The sequence below is a fragment of the Companilactobacillus jidongensis genome, from assembly GCF_003946575.1.
GTDB lineage: Bacteria > Bacillota > Bacilli > Lactobacillales > Lactobacillaceae > Companilactobacillus > Companilactobacillus jidongensis.
Genome location: NZ_RHOP01000001.1, coordinates 198,028 through 220,470 on the forward strand (window position 1 = coordinate 198,028; position 22,443 = coordinate 220,470).

Annotated in this window: 22 protein-coding genes; 11 read left to right on the forward strand and 11 right to left on the reverse strand. The window is 37.2% G+C overall.

Translation table 11 applies throughout. From position 1 onward, the window contains the following. Positions 1-56 precede the first annotated feature (56 nt). Positions 57-2,615, forward strand: coding sequence for a YhgE/Pip domain-containing protein (locus tag EKM68_RS00890; protein WP_125587785.1), 2,559 nt, complete (start codon positions 57-59; stop codon positions 2,613-2,615). On the opposite strand, the gene EKM68_RS00895 is transcribed toward EKM68_RS00890, so the two are convergent. Continuing rightward, positions 2,616-3,761 (reverse strand): glycerate kinase family protein, encoded by a 1,146-nt coding sequence (locus tag EKM68_RS00895; RefSeq protein WP_125587786.1) that lies wholly within the window; start codon positions 3,759-3,761, stop codon positions 2,616-2,618. Positions 3,762-3,943: 182 nt separating this feature from the next. On the opposite strand from EKM68_RS00895, the gene EKM68_RS00900 reads away from it, so the two are divergent. Next, positions 3,944-4,786, forward strand: a complete 843-nt coding sequence (locus tag EKM68_RS00900; RefSeq protein WP_125587787.1) for an aldo/keto reductase — start codon at positions 3,944-3,946, stop codon at positions 4,784-4,786. Here the strand turns inward: EKM68_RS00900 and brnQ are convergent. Beyond that, entirely contained in the window at positions 4,783-6,105 is a 1,323-nt protein-coding gene (gene brnQ / locus EKM68_RS00905) for a branched-chain amino acid transport system II carrier protein (protein ID WP_125587788.1), read from the reverse strand. The two genes, EKM68_RS00900 and brnQ, sit on opposite strands and share 4 nt — an antisense overlap. A 121-nt stretch (positions 6,106-6,226) precedes the next feature. Here brnQ and EKM68_RS00910 point away from each other — a divergent pair, with 121 nt between their 5' ends. Further along, positions 6,227-6,778 (forward strand): GNAT family N-acetyltransferase, encoded by a 552-nt coding sequence (locus EKM68_RS00910; RefSeq protein ID WP_125587789.1) that lies wholly within the window; start codon positions 6,227-6,229, stop codon positions 6,776-6,778. A 40-nt stretch (positions 6,779-6,818) separates the two neighbouring features. Here the strand turns inward: EKM68_RS00910 and EKM68_RS00915 are convergent, their stop codons facing one another. Together EKM68_RS00915 and EKM68_RS00920 are read right to left on the reverse strand one after the other, a co-directional pair. Further along, positions 6,819-8,396 (reverse strand): peptide chain release factor 3, encoded by a 1,578-nt coding sequence (locus EKM68_RS00915; protein WP_125587790.1) that lies wholly within the window; start codon positions 8,394-8,396, stop codon positions 6,819-6,821. A gap of 57 nt (positions 8,397-8,453) precedes the next feature. Beyond that, a complete protein-coding gene (locus EKM68_RS00920) occupies positions 8,454-9,809 on the reverse strand; it encodes a hemolysin family protein (protein WP_125587858.1) in 1,356 nt (451 codons plus the stop codon). Positions 9,810-9,937: 128 nt separating this feature from the next. Between EKM68_RS00920 and EKM68_RS00925 the strand changes: the two genes are divergently transcribed. The 6 genes from EKM68_RS00925 to EKM68_RS00950 all read left to right on the forward strand — a co-directional run bounded on the left by EKM68_RS00925 (position 9,938) and on the right by EKM68_RS00950 (position 14,745). Next, positions 9,938-10,402, forward strand: coding sequence for a hypothetical protein (locus tag EKM68_RS00925; RefSeq protein ID WP_125587791.1), 465 nt, complete (start codon positions 9,938-9,940; stop codon positions 10,400-10,402). A 251-nt stretch (positions 10,403-10,653) separates the two neighbouring features. Then, the gene (locus EKM68_RS00930) at positions 10,654-11,451 is read left to right on the forward strand and encodes a homoserine O-acetyltransferase/O-succinyltransferase family protein (protein WP_125587792.1); all 798 of its coding nucleotides are present in this window, start codon (positions 10,654-10,656) and stop codon (positions 11,449-11,451) included. 12 nt (positions 11,452-11,463) lie between these two features. Further along, positions 11,464-12,387 (forward strand): cysteine synthase A, encoded by a 924-nt coding sequence (gene cysK, locus EKM68_RS00935; RefSeq protein WP_125587793.1) that lies wholly within the window; start codon positions 11,464-11,466, stop codon positions 12,385-12,387. Between the two features lie 77 nt (positions 12,388-12,464). Further along, a complete protein-coding gene (locus EKM68_RS00940) occupies positions 12,465-13,250 on the forward strand; it encodes a transporter substrate-binding domain-containing protein (protein ID WP_125587794.1) in 786 nt (261 codons plus the stop codon). Positions 13,251-13,291: 41 nt separating this feature from the next. Then, positions 13,292-13,987 (forward strand): amino acid ABC transporter permease, encoded by a 696-nt coding sequence (locus tag EKM68_RS00945; RefSeq protein WP_125587795.1) that lies wholly within the window; start codon positions 13,292-13,294, stop codon positions 13,985-13,987. Next, on the forward strand, positions 13,987-14,745 hold the full coding sequence (locus EKM68_RS00950; protein ID WP_125587796.1) for an amino acid ABC transporter ATP-binding protein: 759 nt from the start codon (positions 13,987-13,989) through the stop codon (positions 14,743-14,745). The genes EKM68_RS00945 and EKM68_RS00950 overlap by 1 nt, the downstream gene beginning before the upstream one ends. Before the next feature lie 86 nt (positions 14,746-14,831). Here the strand turns inward: EKM68_RS00950 and ntdP are convergent, their stop codons facing one another. The 4 genes from ntdP to recX all read right to left on the reverse strand — a co-directional run bounded on the left by ntdP (position 14,832) and on the right by recX (position 17,236). Further along, positions 14,832-15,365: a nucleoside tri-diphosphate phosphatase gene (gene ntdP, locus EKM68_RS00955; protein ID WP_025023143.1), complete on the reverse strand. Its 534-nt coding sequence runs from the start codon at positions 15,363-15,365 to the stop codon at positions 14,832-14,834. Positions 15,366-15,481: 116 nt separating this feature from the next. Further along, positions 15,482-15,640 carry a hypothetical protein gene (locus tag EKM68_RS13525; protein ID WP_164509317.1) on the reverse strand — a complete coding sequence of 53 codons (159 nt, stop codon included), beginning with the start codon at positions 15,638-15,640 and terminating at the stop codon, positions 15,482-15,484. Between the two features lie 26 nt (positions 15,641-15,666). Beyond that, the gene (locus EKM68_RS00960) at positions 15,667-16,398 is read right to left on the reverse strand and encodes a type II toxin-antitoxin system death-on-curing family toxin (protein ID WP_164509318.1); all 732 of its coding nucleotides are present in this window, start codon (positions 16,396-16,398) and stop codon (positions 15,667-15,669) included. Between the two features lie 67 nt (positions 16,399-16,465). Further along, the gene (recX, locus tag EKM68_RS00965; RefSeq protein WP_125587798.1) at positions 16,466-17,236 is read right to left on the reverse strand and encodes a recombination regulator RecX; all 771 of its coding nucleotides are present in this window, start codon (positions 17,234-17,236) and stop codon (positions 16,466-16,468) included. A 69-nt stretch (positions 17,237-17,305) separates the two neighbouring features. Between recX and rlmD the strand changes: the two genes are divergently transcribed. Continuing rightward, positions 17,306-18,685: a 23S rRNA (uracil(1939)-C(5))-methyltransferase RlmD gene (rlmD, locus tag EKM68_RS00970; protein ID WP_125587799.1), complete on the forward strand. Its 1,380-nt coding sequence runs from the start codon at positions 17,306-17,308 to the stop codon at positions 18,683-18,685. An 84-nt stretch (positions 18,686-18,769) separates the two neighbouring features. Here the strand turns inward: rlmD and EKM68_RS00975 are convergent, their stop codons facing one another. The 3 genes from EKM68_RS00975 to EKM68_RS00985 all read right to left on the reverse strand — a co-directional run bounded on the left by EKM68_RS00975 (position 18,770) and on the right by EKM68_RS00985 (position 21,306). Then, entirely contained in the window at positions 18,770-19,921 is a 1,152-nt protein-coding gene (locus EKM68_RS00975; RefSeq protein WP_164509319.1) for a low temperature requirement protein A, read from the reverse strand. An 80-nt stretch (positions 19,922-20,001) separates the two neighbouring features. Beyond that, positions 20,002-20,346 carry a MerR family transcriptional regulator gene (locus EKM68_RS00980; protein WP_125587801.1) on the reverse strand — a complete coding sequence of 115 codons (345 nt, stop codon included), beginning with the start codon at positions 20,344-20,346 and terminating at the stop codon, positions 20,002-20,004. Positions 20,347-20,430: 84 nt separating this feature from the next. Next, the gene (locus tag EKM68_RS00985) at positions 20,431-21,306 is read right to left on the reverse strand and encodes a LysR family transcriptional regulator (protein WP_125587802.1); all 876 of its coding nucleotides are present in this window, start codon (positions 21,304-21,306) and stop codon (positions 20,431-20,433) included. A gap of 142 nt (positions 21,307-21,448) precedes the next feature. Here EKM68_RS00985 and EKM68_RS00990 point away from each other — a divergent pair, with 142 nt between their 5' ends. After that, positions 21,449-22,384 carry an aldo/keto reductase gene (locus tag EKM68_RS00990; RefSeq protein WP_125587803.1) on the forward strand — a complete coding sequence of 312 codons (936 nt, stop codon included), beginning with the start codon at positions 21,449-21,451 and terminating at the stop codon, positions 22,382-22,384. Positions 22,385-22,443 lie beyond the last annotated feature (59 nt).

The window sequence follows — 22,443 nt, forward strand, 5'->3', positions numbered from 1 at the left end:
AGTGAGTATTATTTTTACTCACAGTATAATACTTTTTATGAGATGCGGGTGAAGTAATGTTAAAAGCTGAATGGAAATACATTCTCAAGCATAGATTCTTGTTAATAGTTTTAATCGTCATCATGTTTATACCATCGATATACTCGGTCACCTTCCTAAAATCGATGTGGAATCCTTATCAAGAATTATATAAGATTCCCGTTGCAGTAATCAACAAAGACGAGTCAGTTAAATATCAAGGATCCAAATTAGAGGTTGGAGACAACTTAACTAACAACCTCAAAAAATCTTCTGCCATGGACTTCAAAATCCTTAAGAACAAAAAAATTGCAACTCAAGGTTTAAAGAACGGCAAGTACTACATGATAATTACTATCCCCAAAAACTTCTCCAAGAACGCTACAACCTTGCTGAATAAGAAACCTAAAAAAATGATCTTAAAATACGAAACCAGTGCTGGTCATAATTACACCGCTTCAAAGATGACTGCCACGGCGGCCAAACAAGTTGCCCAAGAAGTATCTCAACAGATCACCAAGAGCTATTCTCAAACGATGTTTGCAGATATCAAAAAAATTAGTAGCGGAATGCAAACAGCTGCTAATGGCAGTGCCAAAGTCGTATCAGGTGATCAAAAACTTTCCACAGCTAACAAAACAATTACTACTGGACTGAATCAATTAGCCGCCAGTTCATTAACTTTTTCTAACGGGACTAATAGTTTGAACCAAGGATTGAATACCTATATTGAAGGCGTTGACCAACTAGCTAGTGGCAGCAAGAGTTTGACTAGTGGGATCGAACAACTATCAAACAAGTCGACTAACCTTGTCAGTGGTATTGGACAACTAACTAGTGGTTCCTCTAGCTTAAATACTGGTATCCAATCCTACACTAATGGTGTCGCTGCTTTGAACGCATCTACAAAATCATTGAGTTCTGGTTCTAATTCCTTAGCTAATGGCAGTTCTACTCTGAACAAAGATTCTGCCAGTCTCAATTCTGGTATGAATCAAATATATTCGGCTAGTTCACAATTATCAACTCAATTGCAAAAAGTCAGTGATGGGCTCGTCAATAACTCATCAGATATGACCAAACTTAGTTCCTCAATTTCTAATTTAAAAAATACCTTAAGCAACGATGATCAGTCAACAACTTTAAAAAACGACTTAACTTCATTGCAAAAAAGTATCGACGACAATAACAATAGTCTCGCATCCAAGGTCTCCAATGTGGCTGATCAGCAAGGATTAACTTCTGGACAAAAATCTGCAATCTTAGCTGCCGTTAACGACAACAATCCAACTAATATCACGCAAGCCGCTTCTACACTAAATAACGATTTAAGTAATCTCCTCGACTCACAAAGTACTGCCGTCGACAACTTAAATACCATTCAATCACAGTTATCCACAAACTCAGATCTAACAACCGTTATCGGGCAATTAAGCTCTGGCGCCACGGATTTAACGACCAATATTGGAACGGCCACCACGGGAATGAATCAACTGAACAGTGGCATTTCACAACTATCCAACAGTTCCACAACCTTAGCCACTGGTGCAAACAAAATTTCAACTGGCACCGCACAACTAACGGGTAACTCAAATAATCTTGTTTCTGGAGCTAATACCTTAACTAATGGTATTAGTTCGATGAACAGTCAAATGCCAACTCTGACAAGCGGCATCTCACAACTAGATACTGGTGCTAATCAGTTAAGCTCTGGCTTCAATGAACTAACGACCAATAATCAAACTCTGACATCGGGAGCAAATCAATTATCAAGTGGGGCAACACAAATATCATCCGGAGCAAATACTTTGGCATCCGGTTCATCACAACTGGGAACTGGCATTGATCAAGTAACATCTGGTGATAATACGTTGACTACACAGCTAGCTAACGGTGCCAAAAAAGCCAAAGTAAATCCAAGCAAACTAACTTATAATCAAATTGCTAGACCAGCTACAACTCAGCATACTGAACGTGATGATGCACCAAACAACGGAACTGGTATGGCACCTTATATGTTGTCAGTTTCATTATTCGTCGGAGCACTGGCCTTCAACATGATGTTCGATACTTACTCACCAAGAAAATATCCTCGCAATGGCTTCAACTGGTGGTTCAGTAAGGCTTCTGTTCAATTAGTTTTTGCAACGTGTGAAGCTATTATTGTCTTCGGCCTGTTATGTGCTATCGATGGATTAGCACCTATTCATCCCATTGCAACCTTTGGTATGATTTTATGCACTGCGCTAGTGTTCATGGCAATAGTGGGTTGGTTAAATCTTGTCCTTGGCAAAGTCGGTGCTTTCTTCAGTATGATCCTACTAGTGCTTCAACTTGGTGGATCAGCTGGAACTTATCCGATCCAACTATCTAATGGATTCTTCAATGCAATTCATCCCTGGTTACCAATGTCCTACAGTGTTTCAGGACTACGAGAAACCTTGATGATCGGTAACTCAGCGGTTCCACAAATGATGGTCTTGTTAATCATCACCGCGATCTTCTCAGGTATGAGCATTCTCTTCTTCTTGCGTCGAAGATCTCATGTCAACAAGATCGACTTCACTAAAGAAGCTGCTGAAAATTCACTTAATTAATCAGCATTTATGATTGGCGGCAATCAAACGACCAATATTCTCAGACACTTGCTCAATATTCTTTTGTGAATCAGTAATAGCTTTGTCCAAATTCTCAACGCCAGGAACACATGTAAAAATCGCATCGATCCCTAGTGGGTACAATTCAGAGATCCTATCGCCGACACTTCCAGCAATTCCAATCACAGTTGCATTGGGATTAACCGACTTCGTTGCTTGGCTGACACCGATCGGTGTTTTACCAAATTTAGTTTGGAAGTCGATCTGACCTTCACCAGTCAAAACCACGTCAGCATCCTTAACCTGTTCCTTCAATCCAGTATAATCAACCACTATGTCAACTCCTGATTGAAGTTTGGCATTAGTAAAGGCGAGTAACCCTGCACCTAATCCACCGGCAGCGCCGGCTCCGGGTGTTTGTTCCAAGTCTCTATTCAAGTCACATTTGATGACATCGGCATAATGCGACAATGCTTTATCCAAGAATGCAACCATCTCTTCATTAGCACCTTTTTGAGGACCAAAGACACGTGAAGCACCATTTTTGCCAGTCAGAGGATTAGTAACATCTGATGCCACAATGATTTTTACCTCGCCTAACTTTGGCATCATTTCACTAATATCAATTCTGTCTAGCTCCTCTAACATTGCCCCGCCATATTTCAACTCTTCGCCTTGTGAATCAAGTAAATGAGCACCTAAAGCTTGAGCCATACCGGCTCCACCATCATTTGTCGCCGAACCACCAATCCCGATGATAATTGTCTTTGCACCATGTTTAATCGCAGCTTTGATCAATTGTCCAGTTCCATAAGTTGTTGTAATATATGGGTTCTTAGTGAAGTCATTGATGAATTGAATTCCTGATGCTTCAGCCATCTCAATAACTGCAACTGTGCCATCATCAATCAATCCATAGTGAGCTTCTGTTTCGGAACCCAACGGATTAATGACCGTCTCGGTCAGAATTTCACCATTCTTAGCATCCACTAATGATTGAACCGTTCCCTCACCACCGTCTGCCATCGGAACCTTGACATATTCAGAATCTGGATAAACTTTTTCTAAACCATTTTGCATTGCTTGTGCTACCTGCTTTGCAGTTAATGAATTTTTAAATGAATCTGGAGCTAATACAAATTTCATTTTAGTAACTCCCCTTTATAACTTTTGAAACATACAATTATATGATAACTCAAAATAAAATTGCTAAATCAGTTGATTTAGATTTACACAACATAGTCAAAACTATTAAACTATATGTGAATTACCTGTTCTTCAAAGAATTGATCTATAAGATAAATAATTAATCTGAATAGGAGACAATTATGAGACAAATACAGTTTAATGGACGACCAACTTCCATCATCGGAATGGGTACTTGGCGGATTGGAGAGGATGCTGAGAAGGCTGACTCCGAGATTGAAACAATTCGTTATGGACTCGATCATGGTATTGATCTTATTGATACCGCCGAAATGTATGGTGACGGTGCTTCTGAATTACTGATCGGTAAAGCAATCAAATGTTACGATCGCAGTAAGTTCCAATTGGTTTCAAAGTTCTATCCCTATCATGCAACACCTGAGTTGATCAAAAAAAGCCTGCAAGATAGTCTTAGCAGACTTCAAACAGACTATTTAGATATATACTTATTGCATTGGCGTGGTGATACACCGCTCGCTGAAACTATTGCTGGTTTAGAAGCAGTAAAAAAAGCCGGCTACATCAAAGATTGGGGTGTCTCAAACTTTGATATCGACGACTTAAAAGAACTTTCTTCATTACCAAATGGTGAGAATTGTAAGGTCAATCAGAACCTCTACAATATAGAGAGTCGCGGCGTCGAATACAATGTTCTACCTTGGCAAAAAGAACATAGTGTTTCATTCATGGGATACTCGCCCTTCGGTTCGGATAAGAATGCTTACCTACATCCCAAACAAATTATTGACGAACTGGCTGAGCAAAAACAAATTACTGTCTTCCAATTACTATTGGCATGGGCCATTAGAAACAACAATCTCTTGAGTATTCCTAAGACCAGCTCAGTTGAACACCTAAAGAGTAATTTACAGGCCGTCGATGTTGAATTCACCAGTGATGAACTCAATTTGCTCGACCAATATTATCCAGCACCTACGCACTCTGTACCGCTTGATACAATTTAATTCTTAACATTTTTACTAACAACATAGCCGATTACCGCTCCAATCAAGGCTGGGACAATCCATCCCAAACCAAGATTTGAAAATGGTAAGAGGCTATTTATTTTGAGCACTGATGCAATCTGGAGATTCTTAGGCATGTTCTCGATTCCCGCAAAAATAGCTGGGAATAGTGTAAACAAAAGTGTTACACCATATAGGACTTTGGAATGACCCAATATTGGTGAAAAAACTGATAATAAAATCAATACAATTGCGATCGGATAAATAAACATCAATACCGGTGTTGAATACTTGATGATATTAGTTAAACCAACGTTTGACATAACACATGACAGAACAGTCGCAATGACGATCATAACTTGATAATTAGCACGTGGGAACATCTCAACCATCGAATCACCAAAGGCTGAAATAGCACCGATGGCGGTCTTCAAGCAAGCAATAATAACGATCACCGCTAACAGTAAACTACCAATTGAACCAAAGTAATAACTGAATACTTGGGCCAACGTAACGCCACCATTGTCGGCCAAGTCCAGTTTTCCAAGACTCATTGCACCGATCAGGGCTAGTAAAGCATACAAAATACCCATCAAAATAATACTGATCGTACCTGACTTAATTGTTTCTTTGGCAATTTGTGCCGGCTGCTTTATTCCTAAATCTTTGATAGAGTCGATAACAACGACCCCAAAGGCCAGCGATGCCAAGGCGTCCATCGTATTGTACCCTTCAGTAAAACCAGACATCACTGGACTATGCTTATACGCACCTTGTGGAACTGATGAAATACCTCCCATCGGTTTAACAAATGCCGTCACGATCAATATTCCTAATAGAATTAAGAATATCGGTGTCAACCACTTGCCGACATAAGTCATCAATTTGCTAGGCTTTCTAGCAAACCACCAAGATACCGCAAAGAACACAACTGAGAAAATTGCTAAAACAATTTTTTGATTATCAACTGGTGTAAATGGAGCTAGTCCCATTTGGAAGGACGATGTTGCCAATCTGGGTGTAGCGAAGAATGGTCCAATCGTCAAATACAATAACATTGTAAAAATATAAGCAAACGGACGATTCACTTTTTCTGATAATTCAAACACACTGTTAGAACGAGTCAAACCCATTCCGGCAACACCCAATAACGGTAATCCGATCCCTGTTATTAAGAATCCAATAATTGCTGGAAAGATATTTTTTCCCGCTTGTTGTCCCATAAAAACTGGAAAAATCAAGTTTCCAGCGCCAAAGAACAGCCCAAACAGCATAGACCCAATAAATAGCGAATCTCGCCATGATAACTTCTTATCCATAAAACTCTCACCTCATAATGAGTTTAAAAACTCAACCTAAATATAATAACAAAATTTCCACACAATTATTCACAGAAGTTGTAAGATTTAGATAATTTATTATGAGAGTTGGTGCTTGACCATGAATAACGTTGGTACAATTCCACTTGAGACGAAACGTCTTTTACTGCGAAAATTAAATCTCAATGATGCACAACAAATGTACGATAATTGGGCTAGTGATCCGGATGTTACCAAATTCTTATCATGGCCAGCATACGATTCTATCGACCAATCGTATGCTTTTTTGGACTATCGTACAAAATCATATAGCGACCTTTGTACATACGATTGGGGAATAGTCATTAAAGAAACGAATGAATTGATTGGTACTATCTCTGCTGTTGATTTTTCAGATAAAGTAAATTCAGTTGAAATTGGTTATGTAATCGGCAAAAAATGGTGGCACAACAGATACACAACTGAAGCACTAAAAAATATAATTAAATTTTTCTTCGATAATACCGACGTAAATCGAATTGACGCCTGTCATGATTGTGACAATCCCAATTCTGGCAGAGTTATGCACAAAAGTGGCATGAGTTTCGAAGGTATCCTACGTAGTCGTGGGTACAACAACAACGGAATATGTGATGAGGCGGTTTACTCTATCCTAAGAACTGAATACGAATAAAAAAAGTTTCCTCTTTTGAGGAAACTTTTTTAAATACATTCTATAATTTTGAAGTTAATTTAACATCTGGGTACTTATTTGTAAACCAGTTTTCAGCAAATCTATTTTCGAACAAGAACAATGGTTGATCATCCATATCCTTAACCAACATGTTTCTAGTTGATGACATCGATGCGTCTAGTTGTTCTGGATCGATCCAACGTGCGGTTCTCGAACCAATTGGATTCATCTCAACGTCACAGTTGTATTCATTTTTCATCCGGAATTGGAAAACTTCAAACTGCAATTGACCAACAGCACCAAGAATGTAGTCATTAGTTGTATAAGTTCTATACAACTGAACAGCTCCTTCTTGCACAAGTTGTTGCATACCCTTGTGGAAAGATTTTTGCTTCATAACATTTTTAGCTTGAACTTGCATAAACATTTCTGGTGTAAATTGTGGCAAATCTTCGAATTGAACAGCTTTTTTACCTGAATAAATCGTATCACCTATTTGGAAATTACCTGTATCGTACAAACCAACAATATCACCAGCAACGGCAGTTTTTACTTGTTCTCTTTGGTCAGACATAAATTCAGTCGCATTGTTCAAACGCATAACTTTGCCTGTCCTCTGCAACGTAACGTCCATTCCCTTTTCGAATTCGCCTGAGCAAATTCTAACAAAGGCGATTCTATCACGATGATTAGGATTCATATTTGCTTGGATCTTGAAAACAAAGGCTGAGAACTCAGGATCATCTGGTTTAACGATCTCATCACTATTTTGAATCTTATGTTCAGCAGGAGCTGGTGCCATATCAAGGAAAGCATCCAAGAATGTTTGTACGCCGAAGTTCGTCAAGGCTGAACCGAAGAAGACTGGTGTTTGGTCACCGGCTTGAACTTTTTCAATATCAAAAGTATTACCAGCTTCCTTGATCAAGTCCACTTCACCAACAGCTTGATCGTACACCCCTTCACCTTCAAGGTCATTGCCAGCAGGCAACTTGCCATTTGCATCTAACGGCAAATACTTATCATCGCCATCCTTACGATATAACTCAACGCGATCATTAGAAATATCATACAGGCCCTTCAATTCCTTACCCATACCAATAGGCCAGTTCATTGCACAGCCTTCAATATTAAGTAAGTCTTCCAATTCAGCAATGAGATCAAGTGGATCACGACCATCACGATCTAACTTATTCATGAATGTAAAAATAGGAATACCACGTTTTTTAACAACTTTAAATAGCTTTTTTGTTTGAGGTTCAATACCTTTAGCTGAATCAATTACCATGACAGCTGCATCAACAGCCATCAAAGTACGATAAGTATCTTCAGAGAAATCCTCATGTCCTGGTGTATCCAGGATATTAACATCTTTATCATGATAATGGAATTGCATAACAGAACTTGTTACAGAGATTCCACGTTTCTTTTCGATCTCCATCCAGTCACTAGTTGCGAATTGACCAGATTTTTTAGCTTTAACAGTACCTGCAGAACGAATAACTCCACCAAAGTAGAGCATTTGTTCAGTGATCGTAGTTTTACCAGCATCCGGGTGAGAAATGATAGCGAAAGTACGACGTTTGCTTACTTCATTTTCTAATTTTTTTTGATCCATAATATCTCCTAGTATAAATTGCAATAAAAGAAGGCGAGACTAAATATCGCCTTCAGATTAATTAACTTTTTTTAACGTATTTGCCATAACACTTTTGGTTTTATTATCCGGAAGAGTTACAAGAACTTTTTCAATTCTTGAACCATTCATTTCACCAGAAGTAAGGACAACTCCGTCTTTGAGCGTAAATGACTTAGGATGATTTTCATCCGGAATTTCACCAATATTGGCAATCAAATATCCAGCAATCGTATCAACATCTTCAGCATCTAATTCTTCCATAAACAAATCATTGAAGTCTTCCAAAGATAAACGGCCAATGACAGAATACTTGTGAGAACTGATACGTTGATAATTAGTAGTAACTTCATCATATTCATCATCGATCTCACCTACGATCTCTTCAATAATATCTTCAATCGTAGCCAAACCAACGATTCCACCATATTCATCAACTACCATTGCAATCTGCGTTTGTGTACTACGCATCTTAACTAAGACAGCATCGATATTAGTAGATTCTTGAACAAAGAGTGGATCGGTCATAATATCTTTTAAAGTAATATTATCGAATCCAGATTCACGAGCTTTTTTGAGCAAATTCTTAATATGAACAATCCCGATGATCGTATCTTTATCCCCACCATAAACAGGAACTCTTGAATATGGCTGATTCAAAATCGCATCGATTGTTTCATCGATGGGATCATTGATATCGACCATGAAAGTATCAATCCTTGGCACCATGATCTCACGAATAGTTGTATCGCCAAAGCGAACAATTCCTTGTAACATCTGATACTCCTCAGAATTTATCGTTCCACTTTGACGTGATTTTTGAATCGTAGCCATCATTTCATTACGAGTAACTTTATCGTCTTTTTGACTAAAATCAATTGGTGTTATCTTCATCAATAAGTCAATCGAAACGGTCAATAACCAAACAAATGGTTTGAGGATCTTACCAAAAATAGAAACTACCGGTTCAGTCGCACTAGCCACTCTGTAGGGACTATGTAACGCTATGCGCTTAGGATAAAGCTCTCCTAACACCAATGTGAAGTATGATAAGATAACCGTTATTATAACGATAGATAGTTCACGGCTTCCAGGGAACTTACCAATAACTCCTTCCATTACAGAAGTCAAACTTGTCGCTGCACTAGCTGATGAAAGGAAACCAGCTAAAGTTATTGCAACCTGAATAGTTGATAAGAAGTTATTGGGATGATTAATTGCCTGCAATATTTTAATTGCTCGACGATTACCATTCTTCGCTTTTTCCTCAACGGAAGTTTTATTCACAGAAACAATTGCCATTTCACCAGCGGCAAAAAAAGCATTAAGGAACGTAAGCACGACTATAAAAATCAACTGTCCAGTCAGCGTCGCTCCGGTCGGGTCATCACTCATTGAATCTTTCACTCTCTTTCATATTTAAAATTAAATAGACAAAAACATTATAGCAGGTGTTATTGGTTTCAACAATAAAGGTTTTTCATGATAGAATATAAGTTAATTGCACATAGGGAGTTTTCGTAATGTCTAATAAAAAGATTTCTATTATTTATTTACTATTTTTTATCATCCCCTACATAGTTTGCTTACTAGTCGTAGGAATATCTTATAACGCTTTAGTTCTGCATGCCTTAACCTGGCGTATTCTCGCTGGAGGTTTGATAGGCGCTTTCGGAATGTTCGCTGTCAAAGTCATTGCACAACGTCCAGTTCTAATAATGTATCGAAGTACCACTCAAAAATTTCTTAAGGGATTGATCAATTTTTTCATTCTAGAACGTAGCAAGTGGGTCATTGGCTTTAACTTGATCATTGACTTTTTCTTGTCCATCGGAAGTATTTATTTAGTCGCACACGTACTTACTCTTTCACAAATAATCGGTAAAACTTTGGGCTGGCTTGTCTTGATACTTATGATTTCCTTGACCCTTGCATCATACTTAGAATTCGAAACACTTTCAATCTACACTGAGAAAAAGAAGAAATAGTTCTTGACTTATCTATAAATTAATAATAATCTTGAGACAACTTAATTGAAGGAGGTATTTGACATGATGAAATTTAACAATGAAAAACAAATGCAAGCATGTTGTTGTGTAGTAATTAAAAATTACTATACTTTTTCGACATGTCTAATACCACTCAATTGATAATCACGTAGTGAAAACTATAAATTCAAGGAGAGTCGACATTAGTCGGCTCTCCTTTTTTTATGCCCACTACCAGAAAGGAGCCAGTCGTGGAACATACTAGAATTGGAATTTTAAATTTAATGAAAGACAAAATTGAAACTAATCATAATTTTGAACATGTCTTAAAAAATAAGGACGTAGAATTAATTTTTTATTATTCAGCTACTCGATATAACGATAGAGTTCTTGCTCCAGAAATAACTTCAACTATGAAGCCTCTCAACTTGATCGAGGTCAAACAGCTTGATGGTTTTATCATAACTGGAAGTCCAGTTGAACAACTTGATTTTGCTCAAGTTACTTACAATCAAGAAATTAATAACTTGTTAGACCAACTCGATGAACTGAATATCCCGCAGCTCTACGTCTGTTGGGGCGCCATGGCTGCCCTTAATCACTTCTACCAAATTAGAAAAAATATTTTACCACACAAAACCTTTGGAGTTTATCAAAATAATATTATCAACGACTCCTGCTTCCTCAAAGATATTAAAAATGAATTTCCTGCTCCACATGCACGTTATGCCGAAATGAATCACCAAGATCTCGACTTTAATAGTGAATTGGAAACCAAAGCTATTAGTGAGAACGGCTTGCTTACATTGGTAGAATCGACTACTAGACCACAAACATTTGTTTTCTCACATCTTGAATATCCACAGAGTGGTCTAGATGATGAATATCATCGCGAAATGAATAGTGGCAAAGTCCCTGAGGCCTTCCCTGCTAACAATTACTACTCACCGATCGACCATCATCCAATGTTTACTTGGAAGGAAACACAAAAACAATTCTTCAGTAACTGGTTGAATTGCGTTACGGAAACCAAATTAATTAAATCTTAGGAGAAAAAAATCATGACAAAAATTGCTGAAAATATAACAGAATTAATCGGAAACACACCTATCGTTAAGTTAAACAATGTTGTACCTGAAGATGCCGCTGACGTGTATGTCAAGCTTGAGTTCTTCAATCCTGGTAGTTCTATCAAAGATAGAATTGCCTTGGCTATGATCGAGGATGCCGAAAGTGCTGGCAAAATCAAACCTGGCGATACAATCGTGGAACCTACTTCTGGCAATACTGGCATTGGGCTTTCGTTAGTCGCAGCTGCTAAAGGGTACCACCTAATCATCATGATGCCTGACACAATGAGTATTGAACGTCGCAAGCTGATGCAGGGTTACGGTACAGAATTAGTTCTTACACCTGGTAGCGAAGGCATGGGAGGTGCCATCAAACGAGCACAAAACTTGGCTGACGAAAAAGGCTACTTCCTACCTATGCAATTTAAGAATCCCGCTAATCCTGCTATTCATGAGAAAACAACCGGAAAAGAAATTGTTGATGCTTTCGGTGACGACAAAGTAGATGCCTTTGTTGCCGGCGTTGGTACTGGTGGTACTCTTTCAGGTGTTAGTCACGCATTGACCAAAGCATATCCTGACGTTAAAATTTTCGCACTTGAAGCTGCTGAGTCCCCACTACTAAAGGAAGGAAAAACTGGTCCACATAAAATTCAGGGTATCAGTGCTGGTATGATTCCCGACACATTGGATCAAGATTCTTATTCAGATATTATTGAAGTAAGTAGTGACAATGCTATCAAGACAGCTCAAGAAGTGAGTCACCAAGAAGGCTTCCTACCAGGTATTTCATCTGGTGCAAACATTTACGGTGCCATTCAAATCGCCAAAAAGCTTGGCAAAGGCAAGAAAGTGGTTACAGTTGCTCCAGATAACGGAGAACGATATCTATCAACTGATTTATTTAATTTTTAAAAGTCAAATCTTTTCAAACAAGCACAAAGTTATGAGAGAATAGAAAATGATAATTTTATATGGGGAGAGTTTTTAATATGAAGAAAAGAATTATTTTACTTTTATCTACAATTGCTGCATTGGTACTTATCCTTACAGGATGCTCAAGTAACAGTAGCCAAGCAACTACTAAGACAAAAGGAACATTAACAATCGGGCTTGAGGGTACATATGCACCTTATTCATACCGTGAAGATGGCAAACTAAAGGGATTTGAGGTTGACCTTGGTAAAGACATCGCTAAAGAAATGGGTATGAAGGCTAAGTTCGTTCCTACTAAATGGGATTCACTTATCGCTGGTTTGAACTCAAATACATTCGACGTTGTTATCAATAACGTTGCGATGAATAAGTCACGTGAGAAACAATATATATTCTCAACACCTTATATTTATTCAAGATCAGCTTTGATCATGAAAAAGGATAACACTGATATCAAGAATATTACTGACATTAAGGGCAAGAAAGTTGCTGCAGGTACTGGTACTGATAATTACAACAAGGCAGAGAAATACGGTGCTGACATCGTTCCATCAGCTGATTTTCAAACATCAATGTCAATGATTGATCAAGGACGTGTTGAAGCTGCTGTTAATTCAAAAGAAGCTTTCTTAACATGGGAGAAAGATCACAAAAACACCGACCTTAAGTACCAAGTTATTTCATCTAAGTACATTGCCGCATCAAAAATTGCTCCAATCTACAATAAGAAATCAACCAAGCTTCGTGGTGACGTTAATAAGGCTATGAAGAAACTTTACAAAGACGGAACTATGAAGAAGTTATCGATCAAATACTTCGGTGAGGATATTACAAAAAAATAAATATTTATAATTAATAGATTTTTGAGAGGGGTTTTCGTTTCATGTGGCACATAATTGTTTCATCACTGCCGGAAATGGTTGGGGCTATGCTTCAATTCACTATTCCATTAGCCATTATTTCGTTCATCTTCGGACTTATCTTGGCTGTTCTAACAGCACTGATCAAGTTCATTGAACCTAGTGAAAACAAAGCATTACGCTATCCTTGGTTGGTATTACGAGCTATTGCCAATTTCTACGTTTGGCTATTCCGTTCTACTCCATTGCTAGTTCAATTATTCATTATCTTCTTTGGATTACCTAGCGTCGGAATTCAACTGCCAGCTTTCTTAGCCGCCGTCATTGGATTCTCACTTAACACTGGTGCATACGCATCTGAAACCATTCGTTCAGCGCTCTTATCTGTGCCTCAAGACCAATGGGATGCAGCCTATACTTTGAACTTCACTACTCGTCAAACACTGATGAAGATTGTTCTTCCACAAGCTGTCAGAATTGCGTTGCCTCCACTATCTAATTCATTTATTGGTTTAGTTAAAGATACTTCATTGGCCAGTTCGATCACTATCTTGGAAATGTTTCAGGTCAGTCAACAGATCACAGCCAAGAATTATCAACCACTATTAATGTACACATTGGCAGCCGCACTATATGCAATTGTCTGCTCACTTCTAAGCTGGCTACAACACTACTTAGAACGCCGTACATCTAAATACGTTAAGGGAGGTCAAAACTAATGATTTCGGTAAAACATATCAATAAGCAATACGAAGGAAAAACCGTTTTGAATGACATCTCAGTTGACTTCCCTGATGGCAAAACAACTGTTATCTTAGGACCTTCTGGTTCTGGTAAATCAACACTATTACGTTCACTAGACATGTTAGTTCGTCCCGAAAGCGGAACTGTTGATTTTCCTGATCTCGAAATTGACTACAGCAAGCCTATTTCCAAAAAAGATAGTTTTAATCTAAGACGTAAGACCAGTATGGTTTTTCAAAATTGGAACTTGTTCCCTAATTTAACAGTTTTGAACAATATCACGACTGCACCAATAACTGTATTGAAACGTTCAAAATCAGACACTGAATTACTAGCCAAGCAATTATTAAAAGAAGTTGGGCTCGAAGGACTCGAAGATCGTTATCCTAGTCAATTATCTGGTGGACAACAACAACGTATTTCAATTTGCAGAGCTTTAGCAATGCATCCTGAATATATTTTGTTAGATGAACCCACTAGTGCGCTTGATCCAGAGCTTGAAACACAGGTACTGCGTATTCTTGAAAAATTATGTGAACAAGGTCAATCAATGATCATCGTTACACATAATATGGAATTTGCCCGACTTGTTTCTGACAAGATCGTCTTCATTGAAGACGGTAAGAAACTATATGATGGTGATACGAAGGAATTCTTCAACCACCCAACACAACGTATTAAAGATTTCTTATCTGGTATTTCACTTAATGACGAAAAAGACAGTATAAAATAAATAACCACCACATACGAAAAACTCAAAAAAGAAGCTAAGACTTTAAATAGTCTTAGCTTCTTTTTATTTATCGGACAATCCAATAATTAATGGTGTGACAGTTCTTTATATCTCTGCATCCAAAGATCAACATAGGCCTGAGAAAATGGTCCCTTACCTTTATCGATCCAATCAATTAGAACGTCGACATTGCGATGTAAAATCGTATCTATTTCTGGTGGATAATTCCAGTACTTACTATGTGCAGCATATTCGTCCACATCCAATAAGCGCTTCTCTCCATCAGGAAAGACCTTTACATCCAAATCATAATCAATATATTTAATGGCCTCTTTGTCTAAAGCAAACGGTGTCGCTAGATTGCAGTAATATGAAACTCCGCTCTCTCGTATCATGGTAATAATGTTGAACCAGTAATGCTTATGAAAATAAACCAGTGCCGGTTCTCTAGTTACCCAACGACGACCATCAGATTCAGTAACAAGAGTATTCTCATTACAGCCGATTATCTCGTTCTCACTTGTCTTTAACACCATTGTTTCACGCCAAGTACGATGTAAATGACCATCATGCTTATAACTCTGGATTGCCACGTAATCTCCTTCTTTAGGTATCTGCATAAATTACCCGGCTTTCCACTTCTTGTTCACGAAAAATTATAACAGAGCTGTGAAACAATTAAAAGATATTACGTACTAAAAAGCACCTGCCAAGTTAATGGTAGGTGCTTAAGTTATTACATTTTTGATAGTTCTTTGAGTGCCGCAAGTACTTCTGGGTTTGAGAATACTTTATCTTTGCTATCTTTAAGAATTGCCTCTTCTTCGGCTTTGGATCTTTTATTCTCTTTTATGTCTGCTTCAAATACCACATTGAAATCCCTTTTTTGTAACATTTCTAACATCTCCATTCAATTAGTTTCTAATCACTCAATTTTTCTAAAAATTTCCATTCTCGATTATTCAAATTCAAAACAACATTATCCAATAAATATTCATGTATAAGATCTAAGGCTTCTTTATCAGTCTCTTTAAATTGGGCAATTCTCTGAGACATATTAATTAGTTCATCCTTGATTCCATTCTTAAATTGAAAATTATAACTATTGGAATGTAGGAATACTAAAGCAGATACCATAGCTGTTCGTTTATTACCATTTTTGAATGCTTGAAATTTGGCAATCTTAAACCAAATATACGCTGCCTTATATGCAATAGTTGGTAATTGATCTTCACCAAATCGTACAGAATCTCTGACCATGTCAACAGTATAAGCAATATGGTTTAAGTCTGAAACACCTTCAATACCATATGTTCCTTCTTCTTGGTATATCGCTTGTGCATTGGTATTATATGATATCACATTCTCAACCGTCGGAGTAATTAAGGTGTCTTGTTCATATAAAAAGTTATTAATAGTTTTATCAGAATTATGAACTTGCATCGTATATATCGATTTATTTGAAACTTTATTTAAGTTATTAATAAATCTGATTTCGTCAATATTTTTGTCAAATTCTTGAACATAGGTCTTTCTAAATATCATTAGAAACTCTTCCAGTTGCTCCTCACCTTCATAAGAATTCAAAGCCAATCCCGAAAATTTTTTCCCTTGAAATTCCATAATCTCAAACTCACCCGTTTTCTTCTTCATGGATTCTCCCATTTTAACTAATTATTAACTCGATAATATATTTAGAAACCAGACAAAAACTAAGTCTTTAATTCTCATTACTCAAAGCCTTTTTGATGGCATCATATCGATATCCTTTGCTCATCAAATAATGAATCAACTTGGACGGATTGTCATAGCGATGTTGAACCTTATTGATCATCGCAACTAGATTTTCTTCTTCAGTGTCATCGTCACGTTCCAAGTCCAAATCATCAATTGCCTGACTCACTATATCACCGCTGTATCCTTTTTGATACAAACTTTGCTTGAGCTTAGTCATCATCTGTTGAAAAGATTTGTGACGTTGTTTTCTAATCTGCTTACTAGCAAACTCTGTCGCATTCTCTAACAATCGGTCCTCATCAACTTCAGCCAACTTATCTTCAATGATGTTTGCTGGAACACCTTTTTGAACCATTTTTTGCTGAATAATTTTGGGACCATTAGCAGTCGTATTCAATTGTGTATTAATAAAACTTGTCGCATAGGCTTCATCATCTAGATAATTAAGCTTTGCTAATCGTTCCATAACTGAATAGATAACTGGTGAACCATATTCTTTCTTATACAAATAATCCCGCATTTCTTTTTCAGTTCTTAATTGGTAGCTCAAATAATTTACGGCATCACCGTATGCCTTATTAGTGTTCTCTCGCGATTCGATTTCTTTAATCTGCTTATCATCAAGTTCAACACCATTCATCAATCGAAAATCTACTAGTGTTGTTTCTCCGACTGGGAAAGCATATTCTCCATCAAGATAAACATTGTAGCGCCCTTTTCTTTTTTGAGCTTGTATTTTAGTTACCTTTGCCAATATATAATTACCTCACATGTTATACTCTAGTATAGAGTTTATCGCATATTTTAAAAAAGGAAAAATCTAATGGATAACAATATAACTGAAGAACTAGCAGTGGGCGACCGTTTCCCACTTACAATCAAACGAATCGGAATCAATGGTGAAGGAATTGGTTTCTTCAAGCATGTCATCGTCTTCGTACCTAAGGCCGTACCTGAAGATGTTATCGTCTGTGAAATCACTGATGTTCATCCAAAATTTTTGAATGGTAAAATCCACAAAATCAGAACTGAAAGTCCTTTTCGTAATCCTGAAACACCCGAACTTGCCAGTGAAGTCGGTGGATTGGAATTCGCACATATCAAGTATGAGGATCAATTGAAATTCAAGGCTGATATTCTTCGTGAATCAATCGAAAAATACCGACCTTACGCTTACGAACACTACAATATCAGACCAACTATCGCATCACCTCAACAAGAAAAGTACCGTAACAAGGCTCAGTTTCCAATTCAAGAAATAGATGGAAAAATTCTTTGTGGTCTTTATAAAGATGGAACACAAAAATTAGTTGATCTTGAAGAAATGCCCACGCAGATGGATCTAACTATGGAAACAATGCGTAAAATAGTTGGTATCATCAAGGAACTAGGAATTCCTGTTTACAATCCCGAAGGTAAATCTGGTATCTTGCGTATGATAGTAATTCGCCAATCAGTTGAATTCAACAAATTGCAAGTTACCTTCATCACTCGTACCAAGAAGTTCTTAAAAGAACATCAACTAACTGAAAAAATCAAAGAACAAATTCCTGAAGTCAGTTCCATTTCTCAAAATATCAACACTGATGATAAAGGTAGTGTCTGGGGCGACGAAACACGTCTGGTCTGGGGTGACGAATATCTTCAGGAAGACATCAATGGTTATGTCTTCAACCTGTCACCACGTGCCTTCTTACAATTGAATTCACTTCAAACTGATAAGTTGTATGACATTGCGACAAAAGCCTTGAATCCTGAAGAACGTGATATTCTTCTCGATGCTTACTGTGGTGTTGGTACGATCGGTATCACTATTGCCAAAAAAGTTAGTCATGTCTACGGAATTGAAATTATTCCCGAAGCTATCGCTGACGCTAAGAAAAACGCTGAACTGAACGATATTGACAATGCTGATTATTACGTTGGTTCCGTGGATCAAGTTTACCCAGAACTATTAACTGATAACATTAAGCCAAATGCCGTTATCGTCGATCCTCCACGTACCGGCTTGGATAGTAAACTAATTGACACTTTATTGCGTCATCGTCCTGAGAAGTTAGTTTACGTCTCCTGTAACCCATCAACTTTGGCCAAAGATCTAACACGTTTAACTAATAAATATCGTGTTGATTACTTACAACCAGTTGATATGTTCCCACAGACTCCTCACGTTGAAACAGTCGTCAAATTAAGTCGCAGATAATATCGACTGTGACATAACTATAAAATTACTCAAATTTGCAGTTTAAGCGCGCAAAAAAGCCTGTATTTACATAGTAAATACGGGCTATTTTTGTGCCCAATCCCAAACTCCAATTCCTAATAGAACAACATCGATCACAACTAGCCCAATTGATATTTGAACAAGACTCATCAAGAGAATAACCACAGCGGCCAAGCCAATAACTCGAGTTTCTATATTCGACAATGGTTCTGGATTAAACAAACTCCACCTGGACAAAACTAAAAGTGAAATTAAAACTAACCCCGTAACTAACACCAAGCCTTGAAAATATATTGCTGAATATTCTTCAATCGTTCTAGCAATAAAAAATGACTGTAGTATTAAACAGGCAATCATAAATCTGTGGATCCCTCTAAATAACGAAATAGGCCAATAATGATTGGCGATAATCTTACGTTCATCCATCATTGTGTAATAAATCATCCATGTACCGATGATACAAAGCATGGCAAGAACAAAATGACTATAATCAACAAAATGTGCATGCTCCTCAGTCATATGTTCAATTATTCCGGCAAGTGATTCACCCAAAACGATCATCGTGAATAATCCATAACGTTCAAGGACCGCCGAATTGAGTTCAAATGGAATCTTACGCAGGTTGAATTCTTTATCAAAATTACTGCTCTCCAACATAACTGTGCTGATAAATATCAACAAACTAAAAATAATCATCCCTTGTTGTAAAGCTAAACTCGGTACAAAAATACTACCGATAAAGATGATTTCACCAACAACATAACTGATCAAAAATGGTCGCGTAGTTGTTGCATGTAATGGATCACTAATCATCGTCTTCAAATATAAATACATATAGATCAACTGGTTAAACGAATATGACAAAATAAAACCTGTGTAATTGCCTTTGAAGAAGTCTCCAGTAAATGTGGCTGTAATGGCAATTGCTACAATCTGCAGTAATGCGAAGAAAACATTCCGCAAATTATTCTCACCATGAAGGTCAAAATAAAGTACCATGTTCGTCCAGGTATTAAAAAAGAATAGGAATAATACCCAAAAAGTTACAAAACCTGTCAAACTAAAATGCTCTGTTAAATTTTCCACGAAACTATGAATAATAACGACGTAAATTAAATCTGAGAATAATTCAAGCCAAGATATTTTCCGATCTTGAATCGAATCAGTAATCTTTCTTGGTGCACCCCACCAAGATTTTCTCTCTTGATTGTCCAATAAAATCAACTCCCTGATATATTTGATTTTTGACTTATTTATTATACAAAAAAGGAGCGTCATTTAATACGCTCCAGAATTTATATTTGAACTTTGCTTCTCAAATTATCTAATTTTTCTAATTGTTCTTCCAATACATGAATACTCTTTAGTTTGTCGTTTCGCTGTTTTTGGATAATTGCTAACAACATTGTCTTAGCGGACTTGTCTTCTTTTAGTAAAGCTATCATATACTTCTTGATTGTCCGATTATCGAACCCGATATCGTGAAGAGTCATGATCATGCTCAATCGGTCAATATCTTCATCACCATATTGCCATTCACCGATAACTAATTTTACCGAATCACATAATTGCCATTTCTCGTATTCAAGCAACAGATCCACTGGAATATTATATTTTTGACTTACTTCTTGTTTATTCATCAAACTATCCTCCAAAATATCTAATGCCATGATTAGATTATGGGTGTCAAGTTTGAGCATGTCTAATACCTATTTGAAACATAACTAAATGCCTTTTAGGTATTTCTTGGCAAATTCAATAAACGCTGTCGTCGTTTTAGAAAAGATTTGGCCGGATTGCCAGGCTAATACACTACTCAAAATTGGTGAATCATGTAATGGAACAAACTGGAGATCATCATAGCCATTATCTAGTTTCAAACAGAGTGCTACTCCAACCCCACTCAGCACCAACCTTGTACTGTTATAGATAAGATTGTATCTAGATACCACATTAATATCGTCCATATCAGCATTCAACCAATTTAGTATTTCATGATTTACCTCAACTCTAGCTGGCAAAATCAACGGATAACTTTTGACATCATCCGCTGTTACAGATTCCATCTGCGCTAATTCCGAAGACTTCTTTACTAATACTCCCCACTCTTCATCAGTACTCATTCGGACAAAGTCATATTTCCCAATTTGCACAGGCTCCATGAGGAGACCTAATTCTAATAATCCTTGACTCATTAATTCCTTGATATTTTCAGAATTACCACTATAAATATTAAAGGAAACATTGGGATGTAATTCTTGAAACAGTTTTATAGTTTTGGCTAGGTCATCAAAGCTTCGCAGTTCGCCACAACCAATTGCGATATCACCCGATAATTCTTCATTACTATGAGAAACTTCATTCTTAGTTTTTTCAGAGAGATTTACGATTTCTTGAGCTCGTCTTCGTAGCAATAACCCATCGTTAGTCAGAGAGATTCGATGTTTATTTCGTTCAAACAACTTAACTCCCAATTCGTCTTCCAATTGCTTGAGCTGCCGCGAAAGTGTTGGCTGGGTAATATTCAATCTATCAGCAGCACGTGTAATATTCTCTTCACGAGCCACAGCTAGAAAATATTTTAAAACCCTAATTTCCATAATTACTCTCCTATAGATGGATAAATGATTTTTTATAATTAATGCCTTCAAAGCATTTTTAACAATTTATTATAAGTATTGTACAACCTTTAGAATATAAATTACTATGAACCTATCAAAAACAGTTCAGGGAGAATATTAAATGACTAATACAAACTTACCAAAAGTAGCACTAGGAACATGGGCCTGGGGATCACAAGATGTCTTCGGTGACGCCTTAACAACATCTGACTTAAAGCCAGTCGTCGATGCTGCAATGAATTCTGGTTTAAACCTCTGGGATACAGCAACTGCCTACGGAATGGGCATTTCAGAAAACTTTGTTGGTGAATTACTGAAGGATTACAAGCGTGAAGACTATATCCTTTCAACCAAGTTCACACCACAAATGGCCGACAACAGTGACACACCCGTCGCCAATATGTTAGAAGCAAGTTTGAAACGATTGAACACTGACTACATTGATATTTACTGGATCCATAATCCAGCTGACGTTAAAAAATGGACACCACAATTGATTCCCTTAGTTAAGAGCGGCAAGATCAAACGTGTCGGCGTTTCAAATCACAACCTTGATGAAATCAAATTAGCAAATAGTATCCTACAACCAGAAGGTATCAGTATTTCAGCTATTCAAAATCACTACAGCCTGTTATATCGTTCATCTGAAGAAGCTGGTATTATCGATTATTGTAACGAAAACAACATTGACTTCTTCTCATACATGGTTTTGGAACAAGGTGCACTCAGTGGCAGATATAACACTAAGAACCCACTACCCGCTGGTAGTGCTAGAGCTGACAAATATAACAAGATGTTGCCAGAACTAGAAGCTCTTACAAACGGGCTAACTGGAATTGGTAAAAAGTACAATGCCTCTGCTGCACAGATTGCTGAGGCCTGGGCTATCAACAAAAACACCCTACCAATTATCGGTGTAACTAAAGAAAAATACATTGCTGAAACAAAGCAAGCTACTAATATTCAATTGACTAATGATGAGATCACACAACTTGAATCATTAGCCGATGCAACTACCGTTGAAACAAAAGGTTCATGGGAAAGTCATATGGAATAATTGCTTTTTTCTATTGGCTTGAAGTTAACTTCAAGGTATATCATGTTAAGTATTGAAGG